29 protein-coding genes are annotated in these 26,418 nt (G+C 69.4%); 19 read left to right on the top strand and 10 right to left on the bottom strand.

Annotated elements, in window-relative coordinates:
• Positions 1 to 64: 64 nt before the first annotated feature.
• From AC1RN5_RS17565 to mmcB, 6 genes are all read left to right on the top strand, one after another.
• A complete protein-coding gene (locus AC1RN5_RS17565; RefSeq protein ID WP_493042430.1) occupies positions 65 to 1,882 on the top strand; it encodes a DUF885 domain-containing protein in 1,818 nt (605 codons plus the stop codon).
• 227 nt (positions 1,883 to 2,109) lie between these two features.
• Complete coding sequence (locus tag AC1RN5_RS17570) at positions 2,110 to 3,240, top strand: ferritin-like domain-containing protein (RefSeq protein ID WP_493042432.1); 1,131 nt, start codon at positions 2,110 to 2,112, stop codon at positions 3,238 to 3,240.
• Between the two features lie 83 nt (positions 3,241 to 3,323).
• Positions 3,324 to 3,782 carry a deoxycytidylate deaminase gene (locus tag AC1RN5_RS17575; RefSeq protein WP_493042433.1) on the top strand — a complete coding sequence of 153 codons (459 nt, stop codon included), beginning with the start codon at positions 3,324 to 3,326 and terminating at the stop codon, positions 3,780 to 3,782.
• 189 nt (positions 3,783 to 3,971) lie between these two features.
• Positions 3,972 to 4,490 (top strand): lipocalin family protein, encoded by a 519-nt coding sequence (locus tag AC1RN5_RS17580; RefSeq protein WP_493042435.1) that lies wholly within the window; start codon positions 3,972 to 3,974, stop codon positions 4,488 to 4,490.
• A 55-nt stretch (positions 4,491 to 4,545) separates the two neighbouring features.
• Entirely contained in the window at positions 4,546 to 4,710 is a 165-nt protein-coding gene (locus AC1RN5_RS17585) for a hypothetical protein (RefSeq protein WP_493042436.1), read from the top strand.
• 41 nt (positions 4,711 to 4,751) lie between these two features.
• The gene (gene mmcB / locus AC1RN5_RS17590) at positions 4,752 to 5,204 is read left to right on the top strand and encodes a DNA repair putative endonuclease MmcB (RefSeq protein WP_493042437.1); all 453 of its coding nucleotides are present in this window, start codon (positions 4,752 to 4,754) and stop codon (positions 5,202 to 5,204) included.
• A gap of 7 nt (positions 5,205 to 5,211) precedes the next feature.
• On the opposite strand, the gene AC1RN5_RS17595 is transcribed toward mmcB, so the two are convergent.
• Both AC1RN5_RS17595 and AC1RN5_RS17600 read right to left on the bottom strand, forming a co-directional pair.
• Positions 5,212 to 5,769 carry an ActR/PrrA/RegA family redox response regulator transcription factor gene (locus AC1RN5_RS17595; protein WP_421933951.1) on the bottom strand — a complete coding sequence of 186 codons (558 nt, stop codon included), beginning with the start codon at positions 5,767 to 5,769 and terminating at the stop codon, positions 5,212 to 5,214.
• Positions 5,770 to 5,863: 94 nt separating this feature from the next.
• Complete coding sequence (locus AC1RN5_RS17600; RefSeq protein ID WP_493042438.1) at positions 5,864 to 7,246, bottom strand: ActS/PrrB/RegB family redox-sensitive histidine kinase; 1,383 nt, start codon at positions 7,244 to 7,246, stop codon at positions 5,864 to 5,866.
• A 54-nt stretch (positions 7,247 to 7,300) separates the two neighbouring features.
• Between AC1RN5_RS17600 and AC1RN5_RS17605 the strand changes: the two genes are divergently transcribed.
• From AC1RN5_RS17605 to AC1RN5_RS17615, 3 genes are all read left to right on the top strand, one after another.
• Positions 7,301 to 7,891: an SCO family protein gene (locus AC1RN5_RS17605; RefSeq protein WP_493042440.1), complete on the top strand. Its 591-nt coding sequence runs from the start codon at positions 7,301 to 7,303 to the stop codon at positions 7,889 to 7,891.
• A 221-nt stretch (positions 7,892 to 8,112) separates the two neighbouring features.
• Positions 8,113 to 9,393, top strand: a complete 1,281-nt coding sequence (locus AC1RN5_RS17610) for a polyhydroxyalkanoate depolymerase (protein WP_493042441.1) — start codon at positions 8,113 to 8,115, stop codon at positions 9,391 to 9,393.
• Between the two features lie 105 nt (positions 9,394 to 9,498).
• On the top strand, positions 9,499 to 10,236 hold the full coding sequence (locus tag AC1RN5_RS17615) for a M48 family metallopeptidase (protein WP_493042442.1): 738 nt from the start codon (positions 9,499 to 9,501) through the stop codon (positions 10,234 to 10,236).
• 50 nt (positions 10,237 to 10,286) lie between these two features.
• On the opposite strand, the gene AC1RN5_RS17620 is transcribed toward AC1RN5_RS17615, so the two are convergent.
• Positions 10,287 to 12,242, bottom strand: coding sequence for a transglycosylase domain-containing protein (locus AC1RN5_RS17620; RefSeq protein ID WP_493042444.1), 1,956 nt, complete (start codon positions 12,240 to 12,242; stop codon positions 10,287 to 10,289).
• 298 nt (positions 12,243 to 12,540) lie between these two features.
• Here AC1RN5_RS17620 and AC1RN5_RS17625 point away from each other — a divergent pair, with 298 nt between their 5' ends.
• From AC1RN5_RS17625 to sugE, 10 genes are all read left to right on the top strand, one after another.
• The gene (locus AC1RN5_RS17625; protein ID WP_421933957.1) at positions 12,541 to 12,879 is read left to right on the top strand and encodes a DUF8200 family protein; all 339 of its coding nucleotides are present in this window, start codon (positions 12,541 to 12,543) and stop codon (positions 12,877 to 12,879) included.
• A 305-nt stretch (positions 12,880 to 13,184) separates the two neighbouring features.
• The gene (locus tag AC1RN5_RS17630) at positions 13,185 to 13,484 is read left to right on the top strand and encodes a PaaI family thioesterase (RefSeq protein ID WP_421933958.1); all 300 of its coding nucleotides are present in this window, start codon (positions 13,185 to 13,187) and stop codon (positions 13,482 to 13,484) included.
• 191 nt (positions 13,485 to 13,675) lie between these two features.
• The gene (locus AC1RN5_RS17635; RefSeq protein WP_493042446.1) at positions 13,676 to 14,230 is read left to right on the top strand and encodes a F0F1 ATP synthase subunit delta; all 555 of its coding nucleotides are present in this window, start codon (positions 13,676 to 13,678) and stop codon (positions 14,228 to 14,230) included.
• A gap of 6 nt (positions 14,231 to 14,236) precedes the next feature.
• Positions 14,237 to 15,772, top strand: a complete 1,536-nt coding sequence (gene atpA / locus AC1RN5_RS17640; RefSeq protein WP_421933960.1) for a F0F1 ATP synthase subunit alpha — start codon at positions 14,237 to 14,239, stop codon at positions 15,770 to 15,772.
• A 7-nt stretch (positions 15,773 to 15,779) separates the two neighbouring features.
• Complete coding sequence (locus tag AC1RN5_RS17645; protein WP_493042448.1) at positions 15,780 to 16,409, top strand: pseudaminic acid biosynthesis-associated methylase; 630 nt, start codon at positions 15,780 to 15,782, stop codon at positions 16,407 to 16,409.
• An 8-nt stretch (positions 16,410 to 16,417) separates the two neighbouring features.
• Positions 16,418 to 17,287 carry a F0F1 ATP synthase subunit gamma gene (locus AC1RN5_RS17650; protein WP_493042449.1) on the top strand — a complete coding sequence of 290 codons (870 nt, stop codon included), beginning with the start codon at positions 16,418 to 16,420 and terminating at the stop codon, positions 17,285 to 17,287.
• A gap of 18 nt (positions 17,288 to 17,305) precedes the next feature.
• Positions 17,306 to 18,895: a F0F1 ATP synthase subunit beta gene (atpD, locus tag AC1RN5_RS17655; protein WP_493042450.1), complete on the top strand. Its 1,590-nt coding sequence runs from the start codon at positions 17,306 to 17,308 to the stop codon at positions 18,893 to 18,895.
• A 5-nt stretch (positions 18,896 to 18,900) separates the two neighbouring features.
• On the top strand, positions 18,901 to 19,167 hold the full coding sequence (locus AC1RN5_RS17660; protein WP_304699530.1) for an ATP synthase F1 subunit epsilon: 267 nt from the start codon (positions 18,901 to 18,903) through the stop codon (positions 19,165 to 19,167).
• Positions 19,168 to 19,260: 93 nt separating this feature from the next.
• A complete protein-coding gene (locus tag AC1RN5_RS17665) occupies positions 19,261 to 19,917 on the top strand; it encodes a hypothetical protein (RefSeq protein ID WP_493042451.1) in 657 nt (218 codons plus the stop codon).
• A 95-nt stretch (positions 19,918 to 20,012) separates the two neighbouring features.
• Positions 20,013 to 20,333 (top strand): quaternary ammonium compound efflux SMR transporter SugE, encoded by a 321-nt coding sequence (gene sugE / locus AC1RN5_RS17670; RefSeq protein WP_493042453.1) that lies wholly within the window; start codon positions 20,013 to 20,015, stop codon positions 20,331 to 20,333.
• A 247-nt stretch (positions 20,334 to 20,580) separates the two neighbouring features.
• Here the strand turns inward: sugE and AC1RN5_RS17675 are convergent, their stop codons facing one another.
• From AC1RN5_RS17675 to rsfS, 7 genes are all read right to left on the bottom strand, one after another.
• Positions 20,581 to 21,345: an alpha/beta fold hydrolase gene (locus AC1RN5_RS17675; RefSeq protein ID WP_493042454.1), complete on the bottom strand. Its 765-nt coding sequence runs from the start codon at positions 21,343 to 21,345 to the stop codon at positions 20,581 to 20,583.
• Between the two features lie 66 nt (positions 21,346 to 21,411).
• A complete protein-coding gene (locus AC1RN5_RS17680) occupies positions 21,412 to 21,903 on the bottom strand; it encodes an RNA pyrophosphohydrolase (protein WP_493042456.1) in 492 nt (163 codons plus the stop codon).
• 10 nt (positions 21,904 to 21,913) lie between these two features.
• Positions 21,914 to 23,074: a divergent polysaccharide deacetylase family protein gene (locus AC1RN5_RS17685; protein ID WP_493042457.1), complete on the bottom strand. Its 1,161-nt coding sequence runs from the start codon at positions 23,072 to 23,074 to the stop codon at positions 21,914 to 21,916.
• Between the two features lie 101 nt (positions 23,075 to 23,175).
• The gene (locus tag AC1RN5_RS17690; protein WP_493042458.1) at positions 23,176 to 24,561 is read right to left on the bottom strand and encodes a S41 family peptidase; all 1,386 of its coding nucleotides are present in this window, start codon (positions 24,559 to 24,561) and stop codon (positions 23,176 to 23,178) included.
• 88 nt (positions 24,562 to 24,649) lie between these two features.
• Entirely contained in the window at positions 24,650 to 25,516 is an 867-nt protein-coding gene (locus AC1RN5_RS17695) for a murein hydrolase activator EnvC family protein (protein ID WP_493042460.1), read from the bottom strand.
• A 7-nt stretch (positions 25,517 to 25,523) separates the two neighbouring features.
• Positions 25,524 to 25,988 (bottom strand): 23S rRNA (pseudouridine(1915)-N(3))-methyltransferase RlmH, encoded by a 465-nt coding sequence (rlmH, locus tag AC1RN5_RS17700; protein ID WP_493042461.1) that lies wholly within the window; start codon positions 25,986 to 25,988, stop codon positions 25,524 to 25,526.
• Positions 25,985 to 26,398: a ribosome silencing factor gene (gene rsfS, locus AC1RN5_RS17705; protein ID WP_421935103.1), complete on the bottom strand. Its 414-nt coding sequence runs from the start codon at positions 26,396 to 26,398 to the stop codon at positions 25,985 to 25,987. The genes rlmH and rsfS overlap by 4 nt, the downstream gene beginning before the upstream one ends.
• Positions 26,399 to 26,418 lie beyond the last annotated feature (20 nt).

Raw genomic sequence — 26,418 nt, forward strand, 5'->3', positions numbered from 1 at the left:
CGTGCCGGGCGCCGACAAGGCGATTAGGGTCGGCCCTCGGATCTGGCAGGAGTTTCCCCCCCCCATGCACCTTTCGCGACGTGGCTTCGGACTGGGGATCGCCGGCGCGGCGGTGGCGTCGGGCGCGCGGGCGGCAGGTCCTGCGACCACCGGCCTCGACGCCGCCCTCACGGCCTATCTCGACGCGGCCTTCGAGCAGGAGCTGGCCCTCGATCCCGAGCGGCTGACCCAGCTGGGGCGCAAGACCGCCAATGACCGGCTCACCGACCAAAGCGAGGCGGCCCAGGCGGCGCGGCTGGACTGGCGGCGCAGGAGCGTCGCGGAGATGATGCGGCGGTTTGGGCGCGGCAAGCTCGGGGAGGATGCGCGCACCTCCTATGACATCTGGGTCCTGGAGCTGGCCCGGGCCGAGGAGGCCCATCGCTGGCGGGGGCACGCTTACGTCTTCGCCCGCAACGGGGCCCATACCGGCCTGCCCAACTTCATGATCAACCAGCACCGGGTCGATACGGCGGCCGACATGGCGGGCTATGTGGCCCGGCTTTCGGCCATCGGGCCGGCCCTGGACGTGGAGCTCGACAAGGCCAAGCGCGCGGCGGCGGCCGGGGTGCGCATGCCGCGGTTTTCCTATGACCAGTCGGCCAGCGAGGTGAAGCGGCTGACCACCGGGGCGCCCTTCGACGCCGGCGCGGACTCCGCCCTGTTCGCCGACGCCAAGGCCAAGGCCGGCGCCCTGCGGGGGTCGGGCAAGATCGACGCGGGGCAGGAGGCCGGCTTCGTGAGCGGGGCGGCGGCGGCCATGACCGGGTCCATGAAGCCCGCCTATGACCGCCTTCAAGCCTGGCTGGCGGCCGACCGGGAGAAGGCCTCGGCCTCGCCCCAGGGGGCCGGCGCCCTGCCGGACGGGGCGGCCTTCTACCAGGCCATGCTGCGCCAGCAGACCACGACGGACATGACCGCCGATGAGATCCATGCGCTGGGCCTGGCCGAGGTGGCGCGCATCCGGGCCGAGATGGAGGCGCTGAAGGGGAAGATCGGGTTCGCCGGGTCTCTCGAGGAATTCTTCGTCTTCCTGCGCACCGACGACCGGTTCTATGTCACCAACGACGAGGCGGGCCGGGCCAGGTACCTGAAGCTGGCCGAGGGCTATCTGGCCGGGATGAAGACCCGGCTGCCTTCGATGTTCGGGCGGCTGCCCAGGGCCGATCTGGTGGTGAAACGGGTGGAGGCCTTCCGCGAGGAGCCGGGCGGGGCGGCGCACTACAGCTCCGGGGCGGCGGACGGCTCGCGGCCGGGGATCTTCTATGTGCACCTGGCCGACACCCGGGCGACGCCGATCTACGAGATCGAGGGCACGGCCTATCACGAGGGCCTGCCCGGACATCACCTGCAGATCTCCATCGCCCAGGAGCTGACCGGCCTGCCGGTGTTCCGCACCCAGTACGGCTACGGCGCCTATGCCGAGGGCTGGGGGCTCTATGTGGAGCGGCTGGCCCGCGAGGAGGGGTTCTATGCCGACCCCTACAGCGACTTCGGGCGGCTGGGCCGGGAGATCTGGCGGGCCATCCGGCTGGTGGTGGACACCGGCGTCCACGCCAAGGGCTGGAGCGAGGCCCAGGCGCTGGCCTATTACAGCGCCAACTCGCCGCAGCCGGCGGGCAAGATCGCCTCGGAGGTCCGCCGCTACTTCGTCATGCCGGGCCAGGCCTGCGCCTACATGGTGGGGCAGTCGCGGATATTGGCCCTGCGGGCCGAGGCCCGCGCGGCGCTGGGGGCGCGCTACGACCAGCGGGCCTTCCACGACCTGGTGCTGGGGGCGGGGTCGCTGCCCCTGCCGGTGCTGGAGACGCGGGTTCGGCGGTGGGTGAAGCGCGCGGCGTAGCGCTCGGCTCTCAACACTAGCTCCGTCATCCCGGACGGCCGCGAGGCCGATCCGGGACCCAGGGGCCGCGCGCCGGGCCCTTGGGTCCCGGCTCTCCGCTTCGCTGCGGCCGGGATGACGGGGATGATGAAACGTCAAGATTACAAAACTGACGGGTGCGTCATTTTGTTTTGACGACCGGTGGTTTCCGGATGAAGCTCCGCGAAAATATCAGGAGGAGCCTCCCCATGGCCGCCGACGGCAACATCACCAAGGACATCATCTACGACGCCGTGGCGCCGGACGATTTCGAGGCCATGCTGGACCTCGACCGCTACGGCAACCGGTCCACGGCCTTCGACAAGATCATCTCGGCCACCCACGACCATTTCTGGGATCCGCTGGACCCCAAATATATCGACTTCTCCGCCCCCTGGGACATGGAGAACGACGCCCTGATGCCCGAGGAGCTCTCGGCGGCCCTGCAGACCGACTACGTCAAGGACAGGCTGAACACCCCCGCCCTGCGGGCCCAGTTCCTCAACAAGTCGCTGCTCTATTCCTTCTCCTCGATCCTGCACGGGGAGCAGGGGGCGCTGAACCTGTCGGCCAGCCTGTGCCACGTGCTGCTGGACCAGGGGGCGCAGGAATACGCCGCCAACCAGACCCGCGAGGAGGCCCGTCACGTGACGGCCTTCGCCAAGTACATCAAGGCCCGCTGGGGCCGGCCGATCGAGTGCAGCAAGGTGCTGCAGGACCTGCTGGTGGACATCATCGGCAGCCCCGAGGTCTACAAGAAGATCATCGGCATGCAGATGCTGGTGGAGGGTCTGGCCATGGGCGCCTTCGCCACCTTCTACCAGAAGCTCAACGACCCCCTGGGCCGCCAGCTGATGCAGCTGGTGATGACCGACGAGGCCTTCCACCACAAGTTCGGGAAGATCTGGGCCGACCGCACCATCCCCAAGCTCAGCCCCGCCGAGCACAACATCGTCGAGGACTGGGCCGCCCACTGCTTCCAGGCGGTGCTCTTCAACCTGGTCTCGCCCTCGGAACAGGTGGCCCTCTACGAGGAGTTCGGGCTCGATCCCATGCGCGTGCTGGAGGAGATCCAGCTGATCGCCACCGACGAGGCCCGCCGCGAGGACATGAAGGAGGCGTCCAACATCTTCCGGGTGTTGATCAAGACCCTGCTGAACGCCGGCATCATCACCGACCGCACGCGGGCCTTCTACGGCATGTATGTCGACATGGAGGAGCTCAAGGCCGAGGGCGACCGCATGGTGGGCGACGACATCGCCGAGGAGGGGATCAAGTACCTGCAGAAGATCAACTTCAAGGACCGCGTGGCGGCCAACCTGACCATCGCCGCGGAGTAGGGGGGCGCGGGCGCGGCGCTTGCCCCGCGGGCTCGCGCACGGCAAGACAGCGGCCTCTCTCCGCCGCCTGGACGCCGCGCCCGATGCAGACCTTCTCCCCCACCTGGTCACGGCGGTTCCTGCGCCTGGCCCTGGAAGTGGCCTCCTGGTCCAAGGACCCCAAGGGCGGGGTGGGCGCGGTGCTGGTGGACGAGCGCAAGCGGGTGGTGGGGCTGGGGTTCAACGGCTTTCCCGACCGCATTCCCGACGATCCGGCCCTGCTGGCCGATCCCGAGGCCAAGCTGCCGCGCATGATCCACGCCGAGGTCAATGCGGTGCTCAACGCCACCCGCTCGGTGCACGGGGCGGCCCTGTTCACGACGCTCACCCCCTGCGCCGAGTGCGCCAAGCTGATCATCCAGGCCGGGGTCGCCCAGGTCTACCGCCTGCCCCATCCGGGGCATCGCCACCAGCGCTGGGGCGCGAGCTTCGACCTGGCCGCCACCATCCTCGGCGAGGCCGGCGTGCCGATCACCACCATCGAGCTGACGGACGAGGCCTAGGCCAGAATGGCACGCCGGCGGCGCCCGCGCGCCGGGCGCTGGGGCGATTTGTCGCCGAAACGGGGCGAAAGGGCGAAGATGAACGCCCTGTAATGGTCTAATTCGTGCTGTTCCTGTCCCACGCCTTCCGTTCGCGCGGGGGGCGTTTGAAGTTTCACAATCTGCAGGTAACGGTTAGCGATGATGACCATGCGTATCGTGGCCCCCGCGCTCTTCACCGCCGCCGTCCTGATGGGCGCGCCCGCCGTGGCCGCGCCCGCGCCGCCGGCCGAGAAGATCGAACTGACCAAGATGACGGGCCGCTGGTACGAGGTGGCCCGCCTGCCCAACAAGACCCAGAAGGATTGCCAGGGCGGGACCTCCGACTGGGTCCGCACCGGCGACACCTATGCGGTGGTCCAGGCCTGCCACAAGGGCGGGCTGACCGCGCCGGCCACCGAGTGGAAGGCCAAGGCCAAGGTCATCGACCCCAAGACCAACGCCCGCATCAAGATGAGCTTCTTCGGCGGCATGCTCAGCCAGGAATACTGGGTGCTGGATCACAAGTCCGACTGGCTGATCCTGGGCACCCCGAACGGCAACTATATGTGGCTGATGTCCCAGCGCCCGACCTTGAGCGCCGCCGCCAAGGCCCAGGCCATCACCCGGGTCAAGCAGCTGGGCTACGACGTCAGCCGCCTGGAATTCCCGCTGCCGGCGCGAAATTAGTCCGAGCCTTCCGGATGTCGGGAACATGACACCCGTTTGACGGGTTCGGCTCCATATGACGCAACCGCCCCAAGAACCGCGAAGCTGGGACCCCGGCGACCCCGACGCCGTGCTGGAGGACCTGCGCCGCCAGATCGAGCTGCTGCGGACGCGGATCACCGTCTACCGGTCGGTGGTGATCGGCGAGGATCCGCGCGATCGGCCCGACCCCGAGGCGTGACCCCCCTTGCATCCGGAACGAAGCCGGAACAAGAATTGGTCATGGACGTCATCGTCACCATCACCCGGCCGGAGATCACCACCGCCGTCACCCGCGGCGCCGCGCGCCTGCTGGTGGACCTGGGCTTCGCCCCCCTGGCCGAGGTGACCCTGCCCAACGGCCGCCGTGCCGACCTGATGGCCCTGTCGCGCAAGGGCCAGATCCTGATCGTCGAGGTGAAGTCGGGGCTGGAGGACTTCCGCGTCGACCGCAAGTGGCATGAGTACATGCCCTATTGCGACCACTTCGCCTTCGCCGTGGCCCCGGAGTTCCCCCGCGAGATCCTGCCCGAGGAGCCGGGGCTGATCATCTGCGACGCCTTCGGGGGCGCGGTGCTGCGCGAGGCGCCGCTCTCGCCCCTGGCCGGGGCGCGGCGCAAAGCGCTGACCATCGCCTTCGGCCGGCTGGCGGCCCTGCGCGCGGCGGGTGGGTCGGCGGTGCTGCTGGAGCCTTGAGCCGCCCCTAGCGCGGGGCGCGCTTGGCCAGGATGCGCTGCAGGGTGCGGCGGTGCATGTTGAGGCGCCGCGCGGTCTCCGAGACATTGTGGCCGCAGAGCTCGTAGACCCGCTGGATGTGCTCCCACCGCACGCGGTCGGCGCTCATGGGGTTCTCGGGCGGGGGCGGGCTCTCGTCCTTGCGGGCCAGCAGGGCGCGGGCCACGTCGTCGGCGTCGGCGGGCTTGGAGAGGTAGTCGATGGCCCCGGACTTCACCGCGGCGACGGCGGTGGCGATGTTGCCGTAGCCGGTGAGCATGATGACCTTGGCGTCGGGCCGGGCCTCGCGGACGGCCTCCACCACCTTCAGGCCGGTGCCGTCCTCGAGCCGCATGTCCAGGACCGCATAGGCCGGGGGCGCGGCGCGGACGGCGGCCAGGGCCTCGGCGACGGAGCCCACCAGGACCGGCTCGAAGCCGCGCTGTTCCAGGGCCCGCCCGAGCCGGGTTCGCAGCGGCGCATCGTCATCGAGAACCAGGAGGCTCTTGTCAGCGAGGGCGGCGATGTCGGCGGAGAGATCGGTCATTACGCAACCCCGGATATTCTTGTTCGTCTTGTTCGCTCGCTGCGGCATCATGTCGCGGCTTGATCGCGCCGCGCAAGAACAATCCCGCAGATCCTCAGCTCGTCGGCGCCTCGATACGGGCGCGCGGCCAGCGCGCGGAAACCACCGCGCCGCGGGGGCGCCCGTTCTGGAAAGTCACCACGGCTCCGGTTCGTTCCAACAGGGTCTTGGCGATGAAGAATCCCAGACCCATGCCGATGTGGCCGGTGCGCGATCCCTCCGCCCCCGGACGGGTGGTGACATAGGGCTCCCCCAGCTTGGCCAGCACCTCCGGCGCGAAGCCGGGGCCGTCGTCGCGCACCTCCATCGACACGCTCTGGGCGTCGAAGCGGGCGGTGATCAGCACCTCGGAGGTGGCGAAATCGACGGCGTTCTCCACGAAGGAGGTCAGCGCGTGCAGCACCTCGGGCATGCGCCAGATGTCGGGGGAGGCGACGCCGGCCGCGCCGGTGACGATGGCCTCGACCCGGACCCCCTTCACCCCGGCGTGGGGTTCGATCACCTCGTGGACCAGCTGCAGCAGGCTCATCCGCTCGTGGACCTCGTCGGAGGCCTCGGCCGGGGCGTCGGTGAGCCGGCGCAGGATCTCGCGGCAGCGGGCCGCCTGGGCGATCAGCAGCTCGGCGTCCTCCTTGACCTGGGGGGAGTCGGCCTCGCGGGCCATCTCCTTGGCGACGATGGCGATGGTGGCGAGCGGGGTGCCCAGCTCGTGGGCCGCGGCGGCGGCCAGGGCCCCCAGGGCCGAGAGCCTCTGCTCCCGCGACAGCACCGTCTGGGTGACGTCGAGGGCCAGGGCCATGCGGGTGGATTCGGCCGCGGCCTGGCGCACGCTGCCGGCGATCACGGCGATGCCGGCCACATTGGCCCCGGCGGCGCCCAGCATGAAGCTCATCGGCAGGTCCAACCCCTGGCCGTGGGCCATGGGCAGGGGCATGTGGAAGAAGGCGAGCGCGATGGAGGCGCCCACCGCGGCCCCGCCCAGGATCAGCAGGGGCTGCAGCGGCAGGGTGGCGGCCGCCAGGGTGACCGGGGCGATCAGCATCAGGATGAAGGGGTTGGCCGTCCCGCCGGTCAGGTAGAGCAGGATGCTGATCTGGGCGACGTCGAAGGCCAGCTGGGCGGTGGCCTCCCAGTCGGCGATCATCCTCTGCCCGGGGGAGGCGACCCCGGTGAGCAGGTTGATCCAGGCCGCGGCGCCGATCAGGCCGAAACAGAGGGCGTAGGGCGCCTGGAAGCCCAGCAGCAGCCCGCCCGCCAGCAGGATGCTCACCTCGCCGAGGATCAGGGTCCAGCGCAGGGTGACGAGGGTGCGCATGCGCAAGCGCCCGTGGCCGGCCCCGCGGATGTCCCAGGCGAGGTCGGCTTGCGCCGGGGCCGGGGTTTGCCTATCGAGGCCGGATGCTGGCCCCGACGGCGTCGTGGTGTGTACTGACGCCATCGCCAGGCGAGCATCGTGCAGATCGCGCCCCCTGACGAGACAAAAGGTTCACCCATGGCCCGCCGCAACCTTATCGTGATCGCCGCCCTCGTCCTGGTGGCGATCCTGGCCGGCGCCTTCGCCGTCTCCTCGGGCATGTTCCAGCCCAGGCAGACCGCCCTGGTGGGCGGTCCCTTCCAACTGGTGGACCAGACCGGCAAGCCGGTCAGCGAGAAGATCCTGAAGGGCAAGTGGAGCGTGGTCTTCTTCGGCTTCACCTACTGCCCCGACGTCTGCCCGACCACCCTGCAGGTGATGGCCCAGGCCCAGGAGCGTCTGGGTCCCAAGGCCAAGGATGTGCAGTTCGTCTTCATCTCGGTGGACCCCGAGCGCGACACCCCGGCCCAGATGGCCACCTATCTCGCCAACGACGCCTTTCCCAAGGGGACCATCGGCCTGACCGGGACCCCGGCCCAGGTGGCCGCCGCGGCCAAGGCCTACCGGGTGTTCTACGAGAAGTCCGGCGAGGGCGCCGACTACCTGATCAACCACTCCACCCCGAGCTATCTGATGAACCCCAAGGGCGCCTTCGACCGGGTGATCCCCTTCGGCATCGGCCCCGACGAGGTGGTGACCCAGGTCAGCGCGGCGATGCGCGAGGGCTGAGCCCTCCCTTCCCTACATGGGGAGGGTGGACGGCGGAACGCCGGACGGGTGGGGAACACCCGCCGGACTCCCCCACCCCGATCGCTTCGCGATCTTCCCCTCCCCCTGAAGGGGAGGGAGGAAGCGTCACCGCGTCCCCACGCCGCAGGCTGCAACCAAAGAGGGGTGGACTCTCTTAAGCCTCGGCGTGCATGCTGCATTGCACAACGGGACCATCGCGTATGCTCTATACCCTGTACGAAGCTGGTTATTACGCCTCCACGCCCCTGCGGTTCGCCGCGCGGATGTCGCGGAACTTCTGGTCGTCGCCGCTCAATCCGGCGAAGGACAGCGACCTGGGACGGCGGCTGTTCGCCGGCGCCGACCTGTTCGCCAACCTGACACGCCGCTACGGCCGCCCGGCCTGGAACATCCATTCCGTCGAGATCGACGGCAAGCCGGTGCGGGTCACCCAGACCGAGGTGTGGTCCAGCCCCTGGGTGAAGCTCACCCACTTCAGCCGCAACATGGCCGACATGCGCAAGGCCGGGCATCGGGAGCTGGAGCCGGCGGTGCTGATCGTCGCGCCGTTGTCGGGCCACTACGCCACCCTGCTGCGCGGCACGGTGGAGGCCTTCCTGCAGGACCACGAGGTGTTCGTCACCGACTGGTCCAACGCCCGCGACGTGCCCCTGCACGCCGGCCGCTTCGATTTCCACGACTACCTCGACCATGTCCGCGAGATGCTGCGCCTGCTCGGCCCGCGACCGCACGTCGTCGCCGTCTGTCAGCCGGGCCCCGCGGTGCTGGCCGCCGCGGCCCTGATGGCCGAGGACCAGGAGGAGAGCCGCCCGGGCACCATGACCTTCATGGGCTCGCCCATCGACGCGCGGCTGTCGCCCACCGTCACCAACAAGCTGGCGGAGGAAAAGCCCTTCGCCTGGTTCAAGTCCAACATGATCGACACCGTGCCGGCCCCCTATCCGGGCATGGGCCGACGCGTCTATCCGGGCTTCGTGCAGCTCTACAGCTTCATGTCGATGAACGCCGAGAAGCACCAGGACGCCCACAAGCGCTACCTGGAGGACCTGATGAAGGGCGACGGCGACGCCGCCGAGAAGCACCTGGAATTCTACGACGAGTACCTGTCGGTCCTGGACCTGCCCGAGGAGTTCTATCTGCAGACGGTGGACTACGTGTTCCAGTCCTACCTGCTGCCCAAGGGCGAGCTGACCCATCGCGGCCGGCCGGTGCAGCCGTCCAAGATCAAGGACATCGGCCTGCTGACCGTCGAGGGCGAGAACGACGACATCTCCGGGATCGGCCAGACCCAGGCCGCCCACACCCTCTGCTCGGGCCTGCCGGACGAATTCAAGCAGGACTATGTCCAGCCCCTGGTGGGCCACTACGGGGTCTTCAACGGCCGCCGGTTCCGCGAGGAGATCTATCCCCGGGTGCGGGCCTTCATCCGCAGCCAGGAAGCCGGCTTCGAGAAGGCCCGGGACGCCGCCAACGCCGCCTGAGGCGAGTCTCTGTCTGGAGCGTGCCGAGCGCCTGAACTGGCGTCCACTTTAGGCTGTCACGCTCTTGGGTCTCCCGTTCGCGGGAAAGCAGCTTAGATAGGGGCCATGTCCCTGTTCGGCCGCCCCCTGGCCGATGGCGACCGGCTGGACGTGGCCGGCGCCGTCGTCCGCCTGAAAGTCCACACCCGCGCCCGCCGCGTCTCCCTGCGGCTGGACCGCACCCGGCGCGAGGTGGTGGCCACCGCCCCCTCCGTCCGCCGCCTGCCCGAGGCCGCGGCCTTCGCCACCGAGCGGGCCGCCTGGATCGCCGCCCGCCTGGCCGAGCTGCCCCAGGGCCAGTCCATCGCGCCGGGGATCACCATCACCCTGTTCGGCCAGCCCTGCCGGCTGGAGGCCGCCGCCCATCCGGTGCGCCACTTCCCGGCCAGCGAGGCCGAGCCGGCCCGCATCGCCGCCCGCGGCGAGGGGGAGACCTATTCCCGGGCCGTGGTGCGGATGCTGAAGAAGCAGGCCCTGATCGTCTTCGCCGAGCGCACCGCCCACTATTGCGAACGGCTGGGGGCCAAGATGCCGGCGGTGACCGTGATGGACGCCCGCGGCCGCTGGGGGTCATGCCGCCCGGGCCTGCCGGGCAAGCCCGCCTCGATCCGCTACAGCTGGCGCCTGGCGCTCGCCCCCTTCGAGGTGGCCGATTATGTCGTGGCCCACGAGTGCGCCCACCTGCTGGAGCTGAACCACGGCCCGCGCTTCTGGGGCCATGTGAAGGCCCTGGTGGGGGACGAGCGACCGCACCGCGCCTGGCTGCGGGCGGAGGGCGCGGCCCTGCACGCGTTCGGGGCCTAGGGCCCATTCCCCGTCATCCCCGCGAGAGCGGGGATGAGCGGATCTTGAGTTTAGTACGGAATCTCTTCGGCGGGCTTCTCGGCCGGGGCGTCGGCCTTGGGGGCCGGGCCGTCGCCGGAGAGCAGGTCGCCGATGGGGTCGGAGGGGGGCGGGGCCTCGACCGGCGGTGGGGCCATGGTCCCGCCGGGGATGGCCTGGGTCTTCAGGCGGGGCAGGGCCGCGGTCATGAAGTCGCGCCAGATGCCGGCCGGGGCGCCGCCGCCGGTGACCTTCTTCATGGGGGTGTTGTCGTCGCGGCCGACCCAGACGGCGGTGACGAAGCCGCCGGTGTAGCCGACGAACCAGGCGTCGCGGTAGTCGCTGGTGGTGCCGGTCTTGCCGGCGATGTCGAAGCCCGGAACCCGGGCCTTGGTCCCGGTGCCGCTGGTGATCACCTGGCGCATCATCTGGTTCATGTACTGCAGGGCCGGCGAGCCGATCACCGCCCGGCGCTCACCCTTGTCGACGCTGTGGTCGTAGAGGACCTTGCCGCTGGCGGTGCGGATCCGCTCGATGCCGTAGCCCTTGGCCAGGAAGCCGCCGTTGGAGAAGGGGGCGTAGGCCTGGGCCATCTCCATGGGGCTGACCTCGACGGCGCCCAGCGCCATGGAGGGGTCGAGCTGGATGTGGGAGGTGATGCCGAGCCGGCGCGCGGTGGCGGCCACGTTGCCGGTGCCCACCTCGTTGGCCAGCCGGGCGGCCACGGTGTTGATGGACTGGGCCAGCGCCGTCTGCAGGCTCATCGGCCCCAGGAAGCGGCCGGTATAGTTCTTGGGCTCCCAGGTTCCAATCTTCAGGGGTTCGTCCACCACCGGGGTCGAGGGCGTGCGGCCCTGCTCCATGGCGGTGAGATAGACGAAGGGCTTGAAGGAGGAGCCGGCCTGGCGCTGGGCCATGGTGGCGCGGTCGAACTGGCTGTCGGCGTAGGAGGAGCCGCCCACATAGGCGCGGATGCGGCCCTCGCCGTCGATGGCCACCAGGGCGCCCTGGCCGACGCCCTGGGCCTTGGAGGCCTCGACCCCGCGGCGCAGGGCCTGCTCGGCGGCGGTCTGGATCGGCAGGTCCAGGGTGGTCTCCACCACCAGGTCCTCGGTGGGTTCCCCCACCAGGGAGCGGACCTGGTCGTCCACCCAGTCGGTGAAGTACTGGGCCCGCTGGTTGGCCAGCACCGGATTGACGCGGACCGGGGTCTTGAAGGCCTCGGCCCGCTGCTCGGGCGTGATGGCGTGGGTGCGGACCATCTCGTCCAGCACGATGGTGGCGCGGCGCGCCGCGCGGTCGGTGGCCGAGACCGGCGAATAGCGCGAGGGCCCCTTCATCATCCCGGCCAGCAGGGCGCTCTCGCCGATGGTGAGCTGGGAGGCGGGCTTGTTGAAGTAGCGCTGGGCGGCGGCCTCGATGCCATAGGCCCCGGCGCCGAAATAGACCCGGTTCAGATAGAGGGAGAGGATCTCCTTCTTGGTGAACTTGGCCTCCAGCCAGACGGCCAGGATCAGCTCCTGGGCCTTGCGGCGATAGGTCTGGTTGGCGGTGAGGAAGAGGTTGCGCGCCAGCTGCTGGGTGATGGTGGAGCCGCCCCGCAGCGGCCCGCCGTGGTGGGTCACATTATAAAGGGTGGAGCGGATGATGCCCCAGGGGTTGAAACCCCAGTGCCAGTAGAACCAGCGGTCCTCGATGGCGATGAAGGCCTTGGGCACGTAGGGCGGCAGCTTGTCGAGGTCGACGGGGGGCGCGTACTGGCTGCCGCGCACGGCCACCAGGGCGCCCGACCGGTCCAGATAGGAGATCGAGGGCTGACGCTTGACGTCGTAGAGCTTGGAGGTGTCGGGCAGGTCGACGGCGAAGACCGCGAAGAAGGCCACCAGGAAGATCAGGCCCCAGACCCCGATCACAGCGCTCCAGTAGAGAACCGCCTGGGCAGGGGTGCGAGGGGCCCGGCGGGGACCTGGCGACTGCGCGTTGGCCATAAGGGTATGAAGTCCTAAATTCGTCGCCCCGTCGGGCCGACTGATAGCTCAGCCGCACCAAACACGCGACAAGATTGACGGGGTGTGAATGGGGCGCTTTCGCGGCCCCATCCCCGACCTCTGCAAAACCGCATAGCGGGGTTGCGAAAAAAGCGATTGCCGGCGATCTTAACAGTGTTATCTTAGCGATGCTTAGTTCAGGGCGCGCCAAGGGTGGGGATACCCGCGGCGACCCACGGCCTGAACGGCCAGGTTCCCTCCGGGGATCTGTTTTCTCCCCGAACGCTGGAGGGCTCCCATGAAGCTCCAAACCCTTTCGGCCGCCTGCGCGGCCCTCGTCTCCCTGTCCTTCGCCGGCGCCGCCTTCGCGGCCGACCCGGTCACCGTCAAGCTGCAGGCGCCGCTCGCCGCCAAGGCCAAGTTCATCGCCGGCGGCGCGGTCTTCCTCTGCGAGGCCGACGCCTGCGTCGCCTCGGCCCCCTCGTCCCAGACCTTCGCCGCCTCCACCTGCAAGAGCGTGGCGAAGACCGTGGGCGCGGTGACCTCCTTCGGCGTCGGCGGCAAGACCCTGGACGCCGACAAGCTCGGCGCCTGCAACGCCGTGGCCGCCTCGGCCACCCAGCTGGCCAACCGCTAAGCCTCCACGATGCGGGACGGGCGGGCTCTCCAGCCCTCCCGCATCGCCTAGACCCTGGCGCCTCCGGGCGCCCGAGGGCTCCCGGCGCAGCCTCCCAGCCGCTCCAAATTTATGTCGAGCCTGAACTTGAGGGCGCCGGAGATGCCTCGGCGCCCTTTTCTTTTGCGCTGCACCCCCGGAGCCCTTCGGGTCAGATGAATTCATCTGACCCATGCAGAAGGGCTTCAAACCCAAAGAACATTGAGCGCGTCGGGCGGGCGAACCGGCTTCCACTTCGCCCTGACGCGCTCTAGAAGGGCGCACACATGACCGACACCCTCAGACAAGAGACCGCCTTCCCGGCCGGTCCCGCCGGCTCGGCCGCGCTGCTGGAGCCCCTGCTGGCCCAGGCGGCGGGGCCCGGCGCCGAGCCCGTGTCGCTCACCCTCGACTATGGACGCGGCCTCGCCGCCGGCGATCCGGTCACCGTGGAGGCCTGGGTCGACCGGGCCACCCGCACCCTGGTCTTCGCCCACGCCCGCCTGGTGGGCGCGAACGGCGTTCTCGCCGCCAGCGGCTCGGCGGTGTTCCGCCGCGACGCCGCCCCGGCGGAGCAGGTTAAATGAGCGCAGCGGGCTCTAGAGGGTCCGGTTTGGTTGCGGCCTGTAAAGTCGCGTGCTATCAGGCGCGCGGCTTCGGGCCAGGGGGCTACTCAGGTCTCGACGGCCAATGTGCTTTTCCAAGCGCTTTCAAGCCTTTAGGCGGCAGTAAGGGGCACCTTATCGCCGGCTTTCGACACGCACGGGCGGACAAATAAGTGGCGGACGATTCCAGGACTTCGAATGTGGGCGGCAGATATGCTCAGGCCCTCTTCGATCTCGCGACCGAAGACAGGAACCTGGCGGCCGTCGAGGCCGACCTCAAGGCGCTGAAAAAGATGCGCGCCGAGTCAAAGGACTTCCGCACCCTGCTGGCCTCTCCGGCCTTCAGCGCCGAGGACAAGGGGAAGGCTGTCGCCGCCCTGGCCGCCAAGGCCAAGTTCAATTCCACGACCAAGAAGTTCCTGGGCCTGATGGCCGCCAATGGCCGCCTCGCGGCGCTGCCGGCGGCGATCGAGGCCTTCGAGGGACTCTCGGCCAAGGCCCGCGGCGTCGTCGCGGCCACCGTCACCACCGCGGTCGCCCTGACCGCGGCCCAGGCCAAGGGCGTCGCAGCCTCGCTGCGCACCGCGCTTGGCAAGGACCCTGAAATCGAGACCCGTGTCGATCCGTCCATCCTGGGCGGCATCAAGGTGCGGGTCGGCTCGCGACTGTTCGATGCTTCACTTCGTTCGAAGCTCGATTCCCTCAAGTTCGCCCTGAAGAGAGCGTAAGAAGACATGGATATCCGCGCCGCCGAAATTTCGGCCATCCTCAAGTCGCAGATCGCCAATTTCGGCGAAGAGGCTGACGTTTCCGACGTCGGCCAGGTGTTGTCCGTCGGTGACGGCATCGCCCGCGTCTTCGGTCTGGACAATGTCCAGGCCGGCGAAATGGTCGAGTTCCCGAAAGCCGGGGTGAAGGGCATGGCCCTGAACCTCGAACGCGACAACGTCGGGGTCGTGATCTTCGGCGACGACCGCGCCATCTCCGAAGGCGACGAAGTCCGCCGCCTCTCGGAAATCGTGGACGTGCCGGTGGGCCGTGGCCTGCTGGGCCGCGTCGTCAACCCGCTGGGCGAGCCCATCGATGGCAAGGGCCCGCTCACCAACGTGGCCGAGCGCCGCCGGGTGGACGTGAAGGCCCCGGGCATCATCCCGCGCAAGTCGGTGCACGAGCCCGTGCAGACCGGCCTGAAGGCCATCGACAGCCTGATCCCCGTCGGCCGCGGCCAGCGCGAGCTGATCATCGGCGACCGCCAGACCGGCAAGACCGCCGTGGCGATCGACACCATCCTGAACCAGAAGTCGATCAACGCCGGCGACGACGAGAGCGCCAAGCTCTACTGCATCTACGTCGCCATCGGTCAGAAGCGCTCCACCGTCGCCCAGATCGTCAAGACCCTCGAGGAGCGCGGCGCGCTCGACTACACCATCGTGGTCGCCGCCACCGCCTCGGAGCCGGCCCCGCTGCAGTTCCTGGCCCCGTTCTCGGGCTGCGCCATGGGCGAGTGGTTCCGCGACAACGGCATGCACGCCGTCATCATCTATGACGACCTTTCCAAGCAGGCCGTCGCCTATCGCCAGATGTCCCTGCTGCTGCGCCGCCCGCCGGGCCGCGAAGCCTATCCGGGCGACGTCTTCTACCTGCACTCCCGTCTGCTGGAGCGCGCCGCGAAGCTGAACGAGGACAACGGTTCCGGCTCGCTGACCGCCCTGCCGCTGATCGAGACCCAGGCCAACGACATCTCGGCCTATATCCCGACCAACGTGATCTCCATCACCGACGGCCAGATCTTCCTGGAAACCGACCTGTTCTTCCAGGGCATCCGCCCGGCCGTGAACGTCGGCGCCTCGGTGAGCCGCGTGGGTTCGTCGGCGCAGATCAAGGCGATGAAGACCGCCGCCGGCCCCATCAAGAGCGAGCTCGCCCAGTACCGCGAGCTGGCCGCCTTCGCCAAGTTCGGCTCCGACCTGGACGCCACCACCCAGCGCCAGCTGGCCCGGGGCGAGCGCCTGACCGAGCTCCTGAAGCAGCCGCAATACGCGCCGCTGACGGTCGAGGAGCAGGTGGCGGTGATCTATGCCGGCACCCGCGGCTATCTCGACACCATCCCGACCAACCAGGTCGGCCGGTTCGAGACCGAGCTGCTGAGCAACCTGCACGCCAAGCACCAGAAGGTCCTGGACACCATCCGGACCTCCAAGGAGCTCAAGGCCGACACCGAGCAGGCCCTGAAGGACGCGCTCGCCGCCTTCGTCAGCACCTTCGCCTGACGAGACGATGAGCCCCGAGCCCAAAGCGCTGCGCGCCTGGTCCGGCGAGTTCGGCGATCGGTACACGGAGCGGAACACCGCTTCGGCCGACGCCGTCCGCGGCCGCGCGCGCGTCTGGGCCGAGGTGCTTTCCAAGCTGGAGGGCGACGCGCCCGGCAGCGCCATCGAGGTGGGGCCCAACCTGGGCATCAACCTGCGGGCCATCCCGGCGGTGTCGGGGATGGAGCTTTGGGCGCTGGAGCCCAACGCCTCGGCCCGCGCCAAGATCGTCGAGGACGGCGTCCTGCCGGCCGAGCGGGTGTTCGAGGGCTTCGGCCACGCCATCCCCATGGCCGACAAGGCCGTCGACCTGGCCTTCACGACGGGCGTGCTGATCCATGTGGACCCCAGCCTGCTCGAAACCACGATGCGGGAGATCCACCGGGTCGCCGCCAAGTATGTCTTTTGCGCCGAGTACTTTTCGCCGAAGCCGGAGGCGGTCCCCTATCGCGGGGAAACCGACCTCCTGTTCAAGAACGACTTCGGCGGCCTCTATTTGGATATGTTTCCCGACCTCGTGCTGGTCGATTACGGCTTCTTCTGGAAACGGACGACCGTGATGGACGACAGCACGTGGTGGTTGTTTAGAAAGGTCTGAGGCGAGAAATGGCTAGCCTCAAGGAAATGCGCGACCAGATCAAAAGCGTGGAATCCACGCAGAAGATCACGCGCGCGATGCAGATGGTGGCCGCGGCGAAGATGCGCCGCGCGACCGATGCGGCCCAGAACGCCCGGCCCTACGCCCAGCGCATGGCCGCGGTGATCGCCAATCTGGCGGCGGGCGTCTCCGGCGACGGCGCGCCCAAGCTGCTGGTGGGCACGGGCCGTCAGGACCGCCACCTGGTGGTGGTGACCTCCTCCGACCGCGGCCTGGCCGGCGGCTTCAACTCCTCGATCATCCGCGCCGCGCGCGACAAGATCATGGCCCTGCTGGCCGAGGGCAAGGACGTCAAGATCATCACCGTCGGCAAGAAGGCCCGCGACCAGTTCCGCCGGGTCTATGGCGACCGCTTCGTGGCCACCTTCGAGGCCGGCGTGCCCGGCCTGGCGACGGCCCAGCCGGTGGCCGACAAGATCACCGAGCTGTTCGAGACCGGACAGGTCGACGTCGTGACCCTGGTCTTCAGCCGCTACAAGTCGGTGGTCGTCCAGACCCCGACCCTGACCCAGCTGATCCCCGCCCAGGTGGCCGGCGCCGCCGCCACCATCGACCTCAAGGGCGCGGCCTACGAGTACGAGCCCGACGAGGAGACCATCCTCGAGACCCTGCTGCCCCGGAACCTCACGGTCCAGGTGCTGTCGGCGATGCTCGAAAACCAGGCCGGGTTCTACGCCGCCCAGATGGCGGCCATGGACAACGCCACCCGCAATGCGGGCGACATGATCGCCGCCCTCAACCTGAAGAAAAACCGTACACGCCAGGCGCAGATCACCAAGGAGCTGATCGAGATCATCTCCGGCGCCGAAGCGCTCTAGACCGAAAGAGTTCGACCCATGGCTACGACCCCGAAGAAGCCGGCCGCCACCAAGGCCGCCCCCGCCCCGAAGGCTGCGGCCCCGAAAGCCGCCGCCGCCACCGCCGTCAAGGCGCCGGCCAAGGCCGCCGCCGCCAAGAGCGCGACGCCCAAGTCGGTCGCTCCGGCCGGCGCCGTGGCCACCGGCCGCATCGTCCAGATCATCGGCGCCGTCGTCGACGTCGAGTTCGACGGCCACCTGCCGCCGATCCTCGGCGCCCTGGAGACCACCAACACCGACCAGCGGACGGGCCAGCCCTTCCGCCTGGTGCTGGAAGTCGCCCAGCACCTGGGTGAGAACACCGTCCGCACCATCGCCATGGACACCTCCGAGGGCCTGACCCGCGGCCAGCCGGTCTTCGACACCGGCCGCGCCATCACCGTCCCGGTCGGCCCGGCCACGCTGGGCCGGATCATGAACGTCATCGGCGACCCCATCGACGAAGCGGGTCCGATCAACTCCAAGTTCTTCGCCCCCATCCACCGGGACGCGCCGTCCTTCGCCGAGCAGGCGACCTCGGCGGAAATCCTGGTCACCGGGATCAAGGTCATCGACCTGCTCTGCCCCTACACCAAGGGCGGCAAGATCGGCCTGTTCGGCGGCGCCGGCGTGGGCAAGACCGTGACCATGCAGGAGCTGATCAACAACATCGCCAAGGCCTACGGCGGCTACTCGGTGCTGGCCGGGGTGGGTGAACGCACCCGCGAAGGCAACGACCTCTATCACGAGATGATCGAGTCGAACGTGAACAAGCCCGGCGGCGGCGAAGGCTCCAAGTGCACCCTGGTCTACGGCCAGATGAACGAGCCCCCCGGCGCCCGCGCCCGCGTCGCCCTGACCGGCCTGGCCCAGGCCGAGTACTTCCGCGACGAAGAGGGCAAGGACGTGCTGCTCTTCATCGACAACATCTTCCGCTTCACCCAGGCCGGCTCCGAAGTGTCCGCCCTGCTGGGCCGCATCCCCTCGGCCGTGGGCTATCAGCCGACGCTCGCCACCGAGATGGGCAACCTGCAGGAACGCATCACCTCGACCTCCAAGGGTTCGATCACCTCGGTCCAGGCCATCTACGTGCCCGCCGACGACCTGACCGACCCGGCGCCCGCCGCCTCCTTCGCCCACCTGGACGCCACCACCGTGCTGTCGCGCGACATCGCCGCCCAGGCCATCTTCCCGGCCGTGGACCCGCTGGACTCCACCAGCCGGATCATGGACCCGCTGGTGATCGGCGAGGAGCACTACAACGTCGCCCGCCGCGTCCAGGAGACCCTGCAGGCCTACAAGGCCCTGAAGGACATCATCGCCATCCTGGGCATGGACGAGCTGTCGGAAGAGGACAAGCTGACCGTCGCCCGCGCCCGGAAGATCTCCAAGTTCCTGGCCCAGCCGCTGCACGTGGCCGAGCAGTTCACCAACATGCCGGGCATCTTCGTCAGCCTGGAAGACACCATCCGCTCCTTCAAGGCGGTGGTGGACGGTGAGTTCGACCACCTGCCGGAAGCCGCCTTCTATAACGTCGGCTCCATCGAAGACGCGGTGGCCAAGGCCGAACAACTCGCTTCGGAAGCCTAAGCGCCATGGCCGGCAAGCTGCATTTCTCCCTGGTCTCGCCCGAGCGTGAGCTGTTCTCGGGCGAGGTCGACCAGGTCGACGCGCCTGGGTCCGAAGGCGACTTCGGCGTGCTCGCCGGCCATGCGCCCTTCATGACGACCCTCAAGACGGGCCGCGTGAAGGTGTTCAACGACGGCCGGGTCCAGGCCTTCGACGTGCAGGGCGGGTTCGCCGATGTGACGCCGGATGGCCTGACCATCCTGGCCGAGCAGGCCGTCGAGGCTGCAATCTAGGCAGCGCCTCGCCTTGGCCGTATTCCCGCGCTAGGGGGCTTGCGAGGGACGGCCACTTTGAGTGTGATAGATCGCAAGTCAGGGGACCCGTCTATGCGTACCGCCATCATCAGTCTGCTCGCCGCCGGCCTAGCCACTTCGGCCGCCGCCCAAACCGCCGCTCCGGCCTCGCCCCCGGCGACGACCCCCGAGGCGGCGGCGCCCATGACGCCCCCCGCGACGGCGCCCGCCGCCGCGCCGGCTCCGGCTCCCGAGCCGGAGAAGGTCTACACCATCCCCACCACCGGTGAGGTTGGCCAGATCATCGACGTGATCAACCGCATCTGCGTGCCCCTGGTGCGCGGCGGCGACATCAGCAAGCTCGCCACCAAGGACCTCGGCTTCAAGGTCAACAAGCGGGACGGGACCTACACCCAGACCCTGGTGGCCAAGCCCTACACGCTCACCGTCTTCTCGCCGGGCTCCAACAAGGACGTCTGCCGGATCGCCCTGAACTACACCCTGGACGGCGAGAAGCCGATCATCGTGGGCCTGAACATCTTCTCCCTGCTGCACCAGCCCGAGCTGCTCCAGCAGCGCAACGACTACGTGCCGGCCACCGACTACAAGCGCATCACCAACTCGTGGGAATACTTCACCGACCACGAGTCCATCGGCCTGGTCTTCCTGCAGCTGAAGAAGCCGGACGGCTCCTCGGTGACGGGCAAGTGGGACATGGGCGAAGTGCTCTATTCGGAACGCAAGTTCTAGGCGTCCGCGCCTCCACATCGTTATGAGTTCAGGCGCTGGAGACGACTCCAGCGCCTTTCTCTTTTCCGGGACGGCCCGGTCTTGGGAGGACAGCCATGGCGTGGCTCATCCTGTTCGTCGCCGGTCTGTGCGAGATCGCCTGGGCCGTGGGCCTGAAATACACCGACGGCTTCACCCGGCTGTGGCCCACGGTCTTCACCGGGGTCAGCCTGATCGCCTCCATGGCCCTGCTGGGGGTGGCGGTGAAGTCCCTGCCGCTGGGGACCGCCTATGCGGTCTGGACGGGCGTGGGGGCGGTGGGGACGGTGATCCTGGGCATCGTGCTGTTCAAGGAGCCGGTCACCGTGGCCCGCCTCGTGAGCGTCGGCCTGATCCTGGCGGGGATCGCGGGCCTGAAGCTGTTCGGCAAGGCCTAGGGTTCGAAGCTCATCCTGCGAGTGACGTCATGCCAGCCTTCCCCCCTTGCGGGGTCGCGCTCCGCCTCGCACTCCGTCATCCCGGCCGCAGCGAAGCGGAGAGCTGGGACCCAGGGGCAGCGGGCGGGGCCCCTGGGTCCCGGCTCGGCCTGACGGCCGTCCGGGATGACGCGCGTTGTTGTCCTGAGGAGGCGCGCGACCCTGCAAGAGGGGGCGCGTGCGCACGTCTGGCGCCTAGGGGCCGACCCTAGGCCGGGTCGCGGACCTTGACCTGGGCCAGCCAGTCCCAGGCGGCGCTGGCCACGTCCTGCCAGCCGGTCTCCCCCAGCAGCCAGTGGCTCATGCCGGGCATCTCGCGATATTCCGCGCCCAGGCGGGCGGCGGTCTGGCGGGCGGTCATGGGGGGATGGACGACGTCGCGCTGGCCCACCATCACCAGGCAGGGGACCTCCAGGGCGCCCACCCCGACGCTGGTGGTCATGAAGGGGTCGAGCCACCAGTTGAGGGCCTCCCACAGGGCCCGGCCGCTCTCGGGGCGCAGGCGCTGGACGGCGGCCTCCCGCTCGGGCTTGGGCATGCGGTCGAGGCTGTAGGTGCGCATCAGGGTGCGGTCGGGGCTGATGCTGTGGGACCAGGCCGCGCCCACCATCAGGCCAAAGGCGGTGACCGCCTCCTCCATGGAGGAGCCCGCCACGCCCCAGGGCGGGGAGGGGGCCAGCAGGATCAGGGCCTTCACCGGGGCGCGGCGTACGGCGAGCTGGCAGACCAGGCCCCCCAGGGAGTGGCCGATCAGGATCGGCGGCTCGGGCAGGCGGGCGCAGAGGTCGGCGATGTCCTTGGCGTAGACGCTCATGGATACCCCGGCCACGGCCTCGGCGCGGTCGCCCTCGGCGTGGCCCCTCAGGTCCGGGGCGTGGACGACGTGGCCGGCGGCCTCGAAGGGCGCGCGGAAGGCCTCGAAGGCCCAGCCGCCGCAGAAGGCGCCATGCACCATGACGATCGGCGCGGCCAAGCTATCCCCTTTTTGTCTTCGAACAGGCGGCGACTATAGCGATCTGACGGTCCGGCGCCCGTGGCATCACGCCGCGCGGCCGGACAATCCCGCGAAATCGTGGAAGGCGGCCACCACCGCCTCGTAGGTGGCCTTCTTGAAGGGCACCACCAGGTCCGGCGCCTCGGCCAGGCTGCCCCAGCGCCAGTCGTCGAACTCGGGATGGCCGTGGCCCAGCAGGTCGATCTCGCTCTCCTCGCCGTCGAAGCGCAGGGCGAACCAGACCTGACGCTGGCCCTTCCAGCCCTTGGCGATCTTGCTGCCGCTGTGGCCGGGGGGAAAATCGTAGGCCATCCAGCCGTCGGTGCGGCCGAGCAGGGTGGTGGTGACCACCCCGGTCTCCTCGGCCAGCTCGCGCCTGGCGGCCTCGTAGAGGTCCTCCCCGGCGTCGACGCCGCCTTGCGGGAACTGCCAGTTGTAGGGCTCCGGCGTATTGACCCGCCGCCCCAGCCAGACGCGGCCGTCGGGGTGGAACAGCACCACCCCGACATTGGGACGATAGGCGGTCAGATCGTTCATCGGCTCGCGGTCACCTGCGGGTGGTCAGCGCCGAGGCCGGCGCCAACTGGTAACCCCTAGACTCCACCGATTGCGCCCACTGCGCCACCTGGTTCAACGTCACAGGGTAGGCGAATCCCGATCCGAGGGCCTGGCCGTGCTGCAGGGCGCCGGCTTCCAGGGACAGGAGCTGCTGGTCGATGGCCTCCACGGAGAGCTGGTCGTCGACGATGCGGTCGGCCGAGGCCCGGGGCAGGCCGCCGCCGCGCTTGGCCGCCGAGCCGTCGTCGATGAAGGCCAGGCCGCGGCCGCGCAGGGCGCCGGTGAAGGCCCCCATGGCGGTGTCGGAGCCCACGAAGCGGGAGCCGAGATAGTTGGTGACCCCGAAATAGCCGGTGGCGCGGCTGAGCAGCCATTCCAGCTTCTTCACCGTCTCCTGGCCCTGGGCCTGGGCCATCAGGGTGTAGGGGCCCGGATCGTTGTCGGGATAGTCCACCGGCTCCATGGGCGCCTCCAGCAGCACCTCGTGGCCGTTGGCGCGGGCCAGGTCGATCCAGCCCTGCAGGCCGTCGGAATAGGGCACGAAGGAGAGCGTGATCTCCGGCGGCAGGGTCTCGATGGCCTGGCGGGTGGCCGTCGCGTTGAGGCCCAGGCCGCCGATCACCAGGGCCACCTTGGGTCGGCCGTTGCTGGTGAAGGGCCGGGCATAGGCCTCGGCCGGGGTGCGGCCGTTGGGGGCGATGATCGGCAGCAGGCCGCCGGAGCCCTGGGCGGTGAGGCCGGCGATGGGGGCCGCGGGCAGGGGATCGGCGGCGTGGAAGGCCTGGCCGCCGGGCAGGGTGATCACCGCCTGGCCGCCGAGGGCGCCCTCGGGGCCGATGGGGGTGGCCGAGAGCCGGAAGATGTCGGTGCTGAGGGTCGCGCCGCCGGGATGGTCGGCGATCAGGGCCTCGCGCCAGCCGGGGGGCGCGGCCATGGCGGCCACCTTGGCCAGGCTGATGCGGACCACCGGGGTCCCCGCCTTGGGATCGCCCATCAGGGCGATGAGGACCAGGACGGCGGTCATGAACAGGAAGGCCGCGCCGCCGGCGCCGACATAGGGGTTGGCCAGGGCCTTGGCGAAGATCTCCGGCACGCCGCCCCCGGGGGCGGGCGCGGCGGCGACAGTCACGAGCTTTTTCTTGGAAAACATAGGTCTGACCACACAAGGCTCCAGGGGGGAGCCTGCGCGATCATGGTTAATGAACGGCTACTTTCCCCCGCGCCGCAGCATGGCGCGGGGTCGCAGGCCGCCTATTTGGCGACGGGCTTGGGCTCGAGCTTGGGCAGCTTGGAGACCACCTCGGCCATCTTGGCGGTGGGCTTGGGCAGCTTGGGGGTGGCGGCCACCGAGCCGTAGCGCAGGACGTCCTTGGCCCGGGCGAGCTGGAAGTCGCCGGTGGTGGTGTTGAAGGCCTCCGGCGGCGCCTCGGCCGGCTCGTGGGCGCCGACCCGGGTCTTGCCCTCCTCGGCGTTCAGCGCATTGCGGAAGGAGGCCTCGCTGAACTGGAAGGCGCGGTTGGCGATGGCCTGGGCCTCGTCGCGGGTCTCGGCCACTTCCAGGTCCGGCTGGATGCCGGTCTTCTGGATGGAGCGGCCGGCCGGGGTGTAGTAGCGGGCCGTGGTGAGCTTGAGCGCCCCGTCCATGCCGCCGCGCAGGGGGATCACGGTCTGGACCGAGCCCTTGCCGAAGCTGGTGAGGCCCACCAGTTCCGCGCGCTTGCGGTCCTGCAGGGCGCCGGCGACGATCTCGGCGGCCGAGGCCGAGCCGGAATTGATCAGCACCACCACCGGCAGGCCGCCCGTGGCGTCGCCCGGACGGGCGTTGTAGCGCTCGACGTCGCGCGGATCGCGGCCGCGCTGGGAGACGATCTCGCCGCCGTCCAGGAACAGGTCGGAGATGCCGACCGCCTGGTCGAGCAGGCCGCCGGGATTGTTGCGCAGGTCGAGGATCAGACCCTTCATCTTGGGGTTCTTGGCCCGCAGGTCGGCGATGGCGGCCTCGGCCTCGTCGGTGGTCTTCTCGTTGAAGGCCGAGACCCGCAGGTAGCCGTAGTCGCCCTCGAGCTTGGCGGTGGCGGACTTGGGCTTGATGACCTCGCGGATCAGCTTGACGTCGAAGGGGTCGGTCTTCTCGCGGGCGATGGTCAGGGTGACCGCCTCGCCCGGCTTGCCGCGCATCTGCTTGACCGCGTCATTGACCGACAGGCCCAGCACGCTCTCGCCGTTGACGGCGGTGATGAAGTCGCCGGCCTTGACGCCCGCCTTGAAGGCCGGGGTGCCGTCCATGGGCGAGATCACCTTGACCACGCCGTCCTCGCTGGTGACCTCGATGCCCAGGCCGCCGTACTCCCCGCGCGTCTGATCGCGCATGTCGTCGAAGCTCTCGGGATTGAGGTAGCCGGAGTGGGGGTCCAGCGAGGTCAGCATGCCGTCGATGGCCGCCTCGATGAGCTTCTTGTCGTCGACCTCGGTGACGTACTGCCGCTCAACGGTGTCCAGCACGTCGCCGAACAGTTCGAGCATCTTGTAGGTCTTGGCCCGCGGCTGGGCCGAGGCCAGGGCCTGCTGGCTCACATAGGCCATGGAGCCCGCCCCGAGGACGAAGGCCGAAACACCGATCAACAGATACTTGCGCATAGATTGGCCCTAGGGCTCCCTTGCGGCGGAATTGAGCCGCTTAACCGCTTCACGTCCCCACCCGAACCCACCAGTTCGAAGTCGTCTCTTATCCGACAGCCGGTCTCAGGCCGGTCGTGTCCCTTAGCCAGCGCCCCGGATTCACCGGCGCGCCGCGTTCCCGGACCTCCAGATAGAGTTCAGCGGGCGATTGTCGCCCATCCGCCATCCATCCGACAGGCGCGCCCGCCGCGACGGATTGTCCGACGCTGACGTTCGCCCGGTCCAGACCAGCCAACACCAGATGGTATCCACCGGCCAATCTTAAGATCAAGATGACACCCCAACCCTTTACGGGGCCCACATATTGGACAAGTCCGGCGTCGGGCGCCGCCACTTTCGCCCCGGAGGACGCCTGGATGGTCAGGCCGTTGGCGCGGCCGCCGCCCGGCAGGACCTGGCCGAAGCGCCGGCTGACCGGACCCTGGGCGGGCATCAGCAGCTGTTTGGGCGGGGTGACCTCGCCGTCCTCGGGCTCGGGCAGGGCCGCCCGCGCGCCGGGGGGCTGGATCATGCGCGCCTCGGCCAGCTGGCTGTCGGCGGTGAACAGGGCCTCGCTGGCCACGGCGGCCAGGCGGCGCTGGCGGGCGATCTCCCCGGCCTCCACCGCATAGAGGGTGGCGCGGCGCTGCAGCTCCGGGGTGATGGCCTTGACCAGGATGGCGGCGCGGACGGCGGCGACGGCGTCGTCGGGGCTCACCAGCAGGGCCGGCGGCGGATCGCGTCGCAGCTGCTCCAGGACGGTGAGCAGGCGGGCCAGGCGGTTGCGGTTGCGGCCCTGCTCGGCGGTGAGCACGGTCTCGCGGACGTTGAGGCTTTCGAGCTTGGCCCGCTCGCTCACCGCCGCCACGGCCACGACCCCGGCCGCGAGGCTGGCCAGGGCGCCGAGGACGAGGGCGGGACGAAGGATCGGCAAGGAGGGTTCAATCGCGATGATAGGGGCCGCCGGCCAGGATGGTGACCGCCCGGTAGACCTGTTCGGCCAGCATGGCGCGGGCCAGGGCATGGGGCCAGGTCTGCGGCCCGAAGGCCAGCTTTCCGTTGGCCTGGGCGACCAGGGCGGGGTCCAGGCCGTCGGCGCCGCCGATCAGGAAGACCAGCCGCCGAACCCCCTGGTCGCGCAGCTTGGCGATCTCGGCGGCGAAGTCCCGCGAGGCGCGCGCGGTTCCCCGCTCGTCGCAGGCGATGACGTGGGCGTCGGCCAGGTGCGGCCGCAGGACCTCGGCCTCGGCGGCCTTGCCGGGCTTCCTGGCCTCGATCTCGACGACCTCGACGGGGCCGAGGCCGAGCGCGCGGCCGGCCGCGGTGGCGCGGTCCACATAGAGCTTCACCAGCTCGACCTCGGGGGAACGGGCCAGACGCCCGACCGCCAGGATCGTCAGCTTCAAGTGAAGGCGATGTGGGCCGAGTCCACCGACCAGATCTTCTCGATGTTGTAGAAGGACCGGACCTCGGGACGGAACAGGTGGATGATCACGTCGCCGGTGTCGATCAGCACCCAGTCGCAGTGGGGCATGCCTTCCACGCGCACCTTGCCGTAGCCCTCGTCCTTGAGGGCGCGCAGCAGATGGTCGGCCATGGCGCCGACATGACGATGCGAACGGCCGGAGGCGACGATCAATCCGTCGGCCACGGCGCTCTTACCCTTCAGGTCGATGAACACGACATCCTGGGCTTTGTCGTCGTCGAGACGGGCCAGGATAAGGTCTTCCAAAGCGCTGATGCGACTCTGGGGATCGGTGGAAACCTCGGCGGAAACCGGGGTCTCGTGCGCTCTGGGCGCAGGGTCAGGGCTCAGCGGGGTAGCTCCTTTTTTGC

The sequence above is a fragment of the Phenylobacterium sp. GW821-FHT12F10 genome, from assembly GCF_058806695.1.

Excerpts from the sequence above, each read along its gene's own strand:
- AC1RN5_RS17565 (WP_493042430.1), top strand. The coding sequence starts at position 65 with ATGCACCTTTCGCGACGTGGCTTCGGACTGGGGATCGCCGGCGCGGCG.
- AC1RN5_RS17570 (WP_493042432.1), top strand. The coding sequence starts at position 2,110 with ATGGCCGCCGACGGCAACATCACCAAGGACATCATCTACGACGCCGTG.
- AC1RN5_RS17575 (WP_493042433.1), top strand. The coding sequence starts at position 3,324 with ATGCAGACCTTCTCCCCCACCTGGTCACGGCGGTTCCTGCGCCTGGCC.
- AC1RN5_RS17580 (WP_493042435.1), top strand. The coding sequence starts at position 3,972 with ATGCGTATCGTGGCCCCCGCGCTCTTCACCGCCGCCGTCCTGATGGGC.
- AC1RN5_RS17585 (WP_493042436.1), top strand. The coding sequence starts at position 4,546 with ATGACGCAACCGCCCCAAGAACCGCGAAGCTGGGACCCCGGCGACCCC.
- mmcB (WP_493042437.1), top strand. The coding sequence starts at position 4,752 with ATGGACGTCATCGTCACCATCACCCGGCCGGAGATCACCACCGCCGTC.
- AC1RN5_RS17595 (WP_421933951.1), bottom strand. The coding sequence starts at position 5,769 with ATGACCGATCTCTCCGCCGACATCGCCGCCCTCGCTGACAAGAGCCTC.
- AC1RN5_RS17600 (WP_493042438.1), bottom strand. The coding sequence starts at position 7,246 with ATGGCGTCAGTACACACCACGACGCCGTCGGGGCCAGCATCCGGCCTC.
- AC1RN5_RS17605 (WP_493042440.1), top strand. The coding sequence starts at position 7,301 with ATGGCCCGCCGCAACCTTATCGTGATCGCCGCCCTCGTCCTGGTGGCG.
- AC1RN5_RS17610 (WP_493042441.1), top strand. The coding sequence starts at position 8,113 with ATGCTCTATACCCTGTACGAAGCTGGTTATTACGCCTCCACGCCCCTG.
- AC1RN5_RS17615 (WP_493042442.1), top strand. The coding sequence starts at position 9,499 with ATGTCCCTGTTCGGCCGCCCCCTGGCCGATGGCGACCGGCTGGACGTG.
- AC1RN5_RS17620 (WP_493042444.1), bottom strand. The coding sequence starts at position 12,242 with ATGGCCAACGCGCAGTCGCCAGGTCCCCGCCGGGCCCCTCGCACCCCT.
- AC1RN5_RS17625 (WP_421933957.1), top strand. The coding sequence starts at position 12,541 with ATGAAGCTCCAAACCCTTTCGGCCGCCTGCGCGGCCCTCGTCTCCCTG.
- AC1RN5_RS17630 (WP_421933958.1), top strand. The coding sequence starts at position 13,185 with ATGACCGACACCCTCAGACAAGAGACCGCCTTCCCGGCCGGTCCCGCC.
- atpA (WP_421933960.1), top strand. The coding sequence starts at position 14,237 with ATGGATATCCGCGCCGCCGAAATTTCGGCCATCCTCAAGTCGCAGATC.
- AC1RN5_RS17645 (WP_493042448.1), top strand. The coding sequence starts at position 15,780 with ATGAGCCCCGAGCCCAAAGCGCTGCGCGCCTGGTCCGGCGAGTTCGGC.
- AC1RN5_RS17650 (WP_493042449.1), top strand. The coding sequence starts at position 16,418 with ATGGCTAGCCTCAAGGAAATGCGCGACCAGATCAAAAGCGTGGAATCC.
- atpD (WP_493042450.1), top strand. The coding sequence starts at position 17,306 with ATGGCTACGACCCCGAAGAAGCCGGCCGCCACCAAGGCCGCCCCCGCC.
- AC1RN5_RS17660 (WP_304699530.1), top strand. The coding sequence starts at position 18,901 with ATGGCCGGCAAGCTGCATTTCTCCCTGGTCTCGCCCGAGCGTGAGCTG.
- AC1RN5_RS17665 (WP_493042451.1), top strand. The coding sequence starts at position 19,261 with ATGCGTACCGCCATCATCAGTCTGCTCGCCGCCGGCCTAGCCACTTCG.
- sugE (WP_493042453.1), top strand. The coding sequence starts at position 20,013 with ATGGCGTGGCTCATCCTGTTCGTCGCCGGTCTGTGCGAGATCGCCTGG.
- AC1RN5_RS17680 (WP_493042456.1), bottom strand. The coding sequence starts at position 21,903 with ATGAACGATCTGACCGCCTATCGTCCCAATGTCGGGGTGGTGCTGTTC.
- AC1RN5_RS17685 (WP_493042457.1), bottom strand. The coding sequence starts at position 23,074 with ATGTTTTCCAAGAAAAAGCTCGTGACTGTCGCCGCCGCGCCCGCCCCC.
- AC1RN5_RS17690 (WP_493042458.1), bottom strand. The coding sequence starts at position 24,561 with ATGCGCAAGTATCTGTTGATCGGTGTTTCGGCCTTCGTCCTCGGGGCG.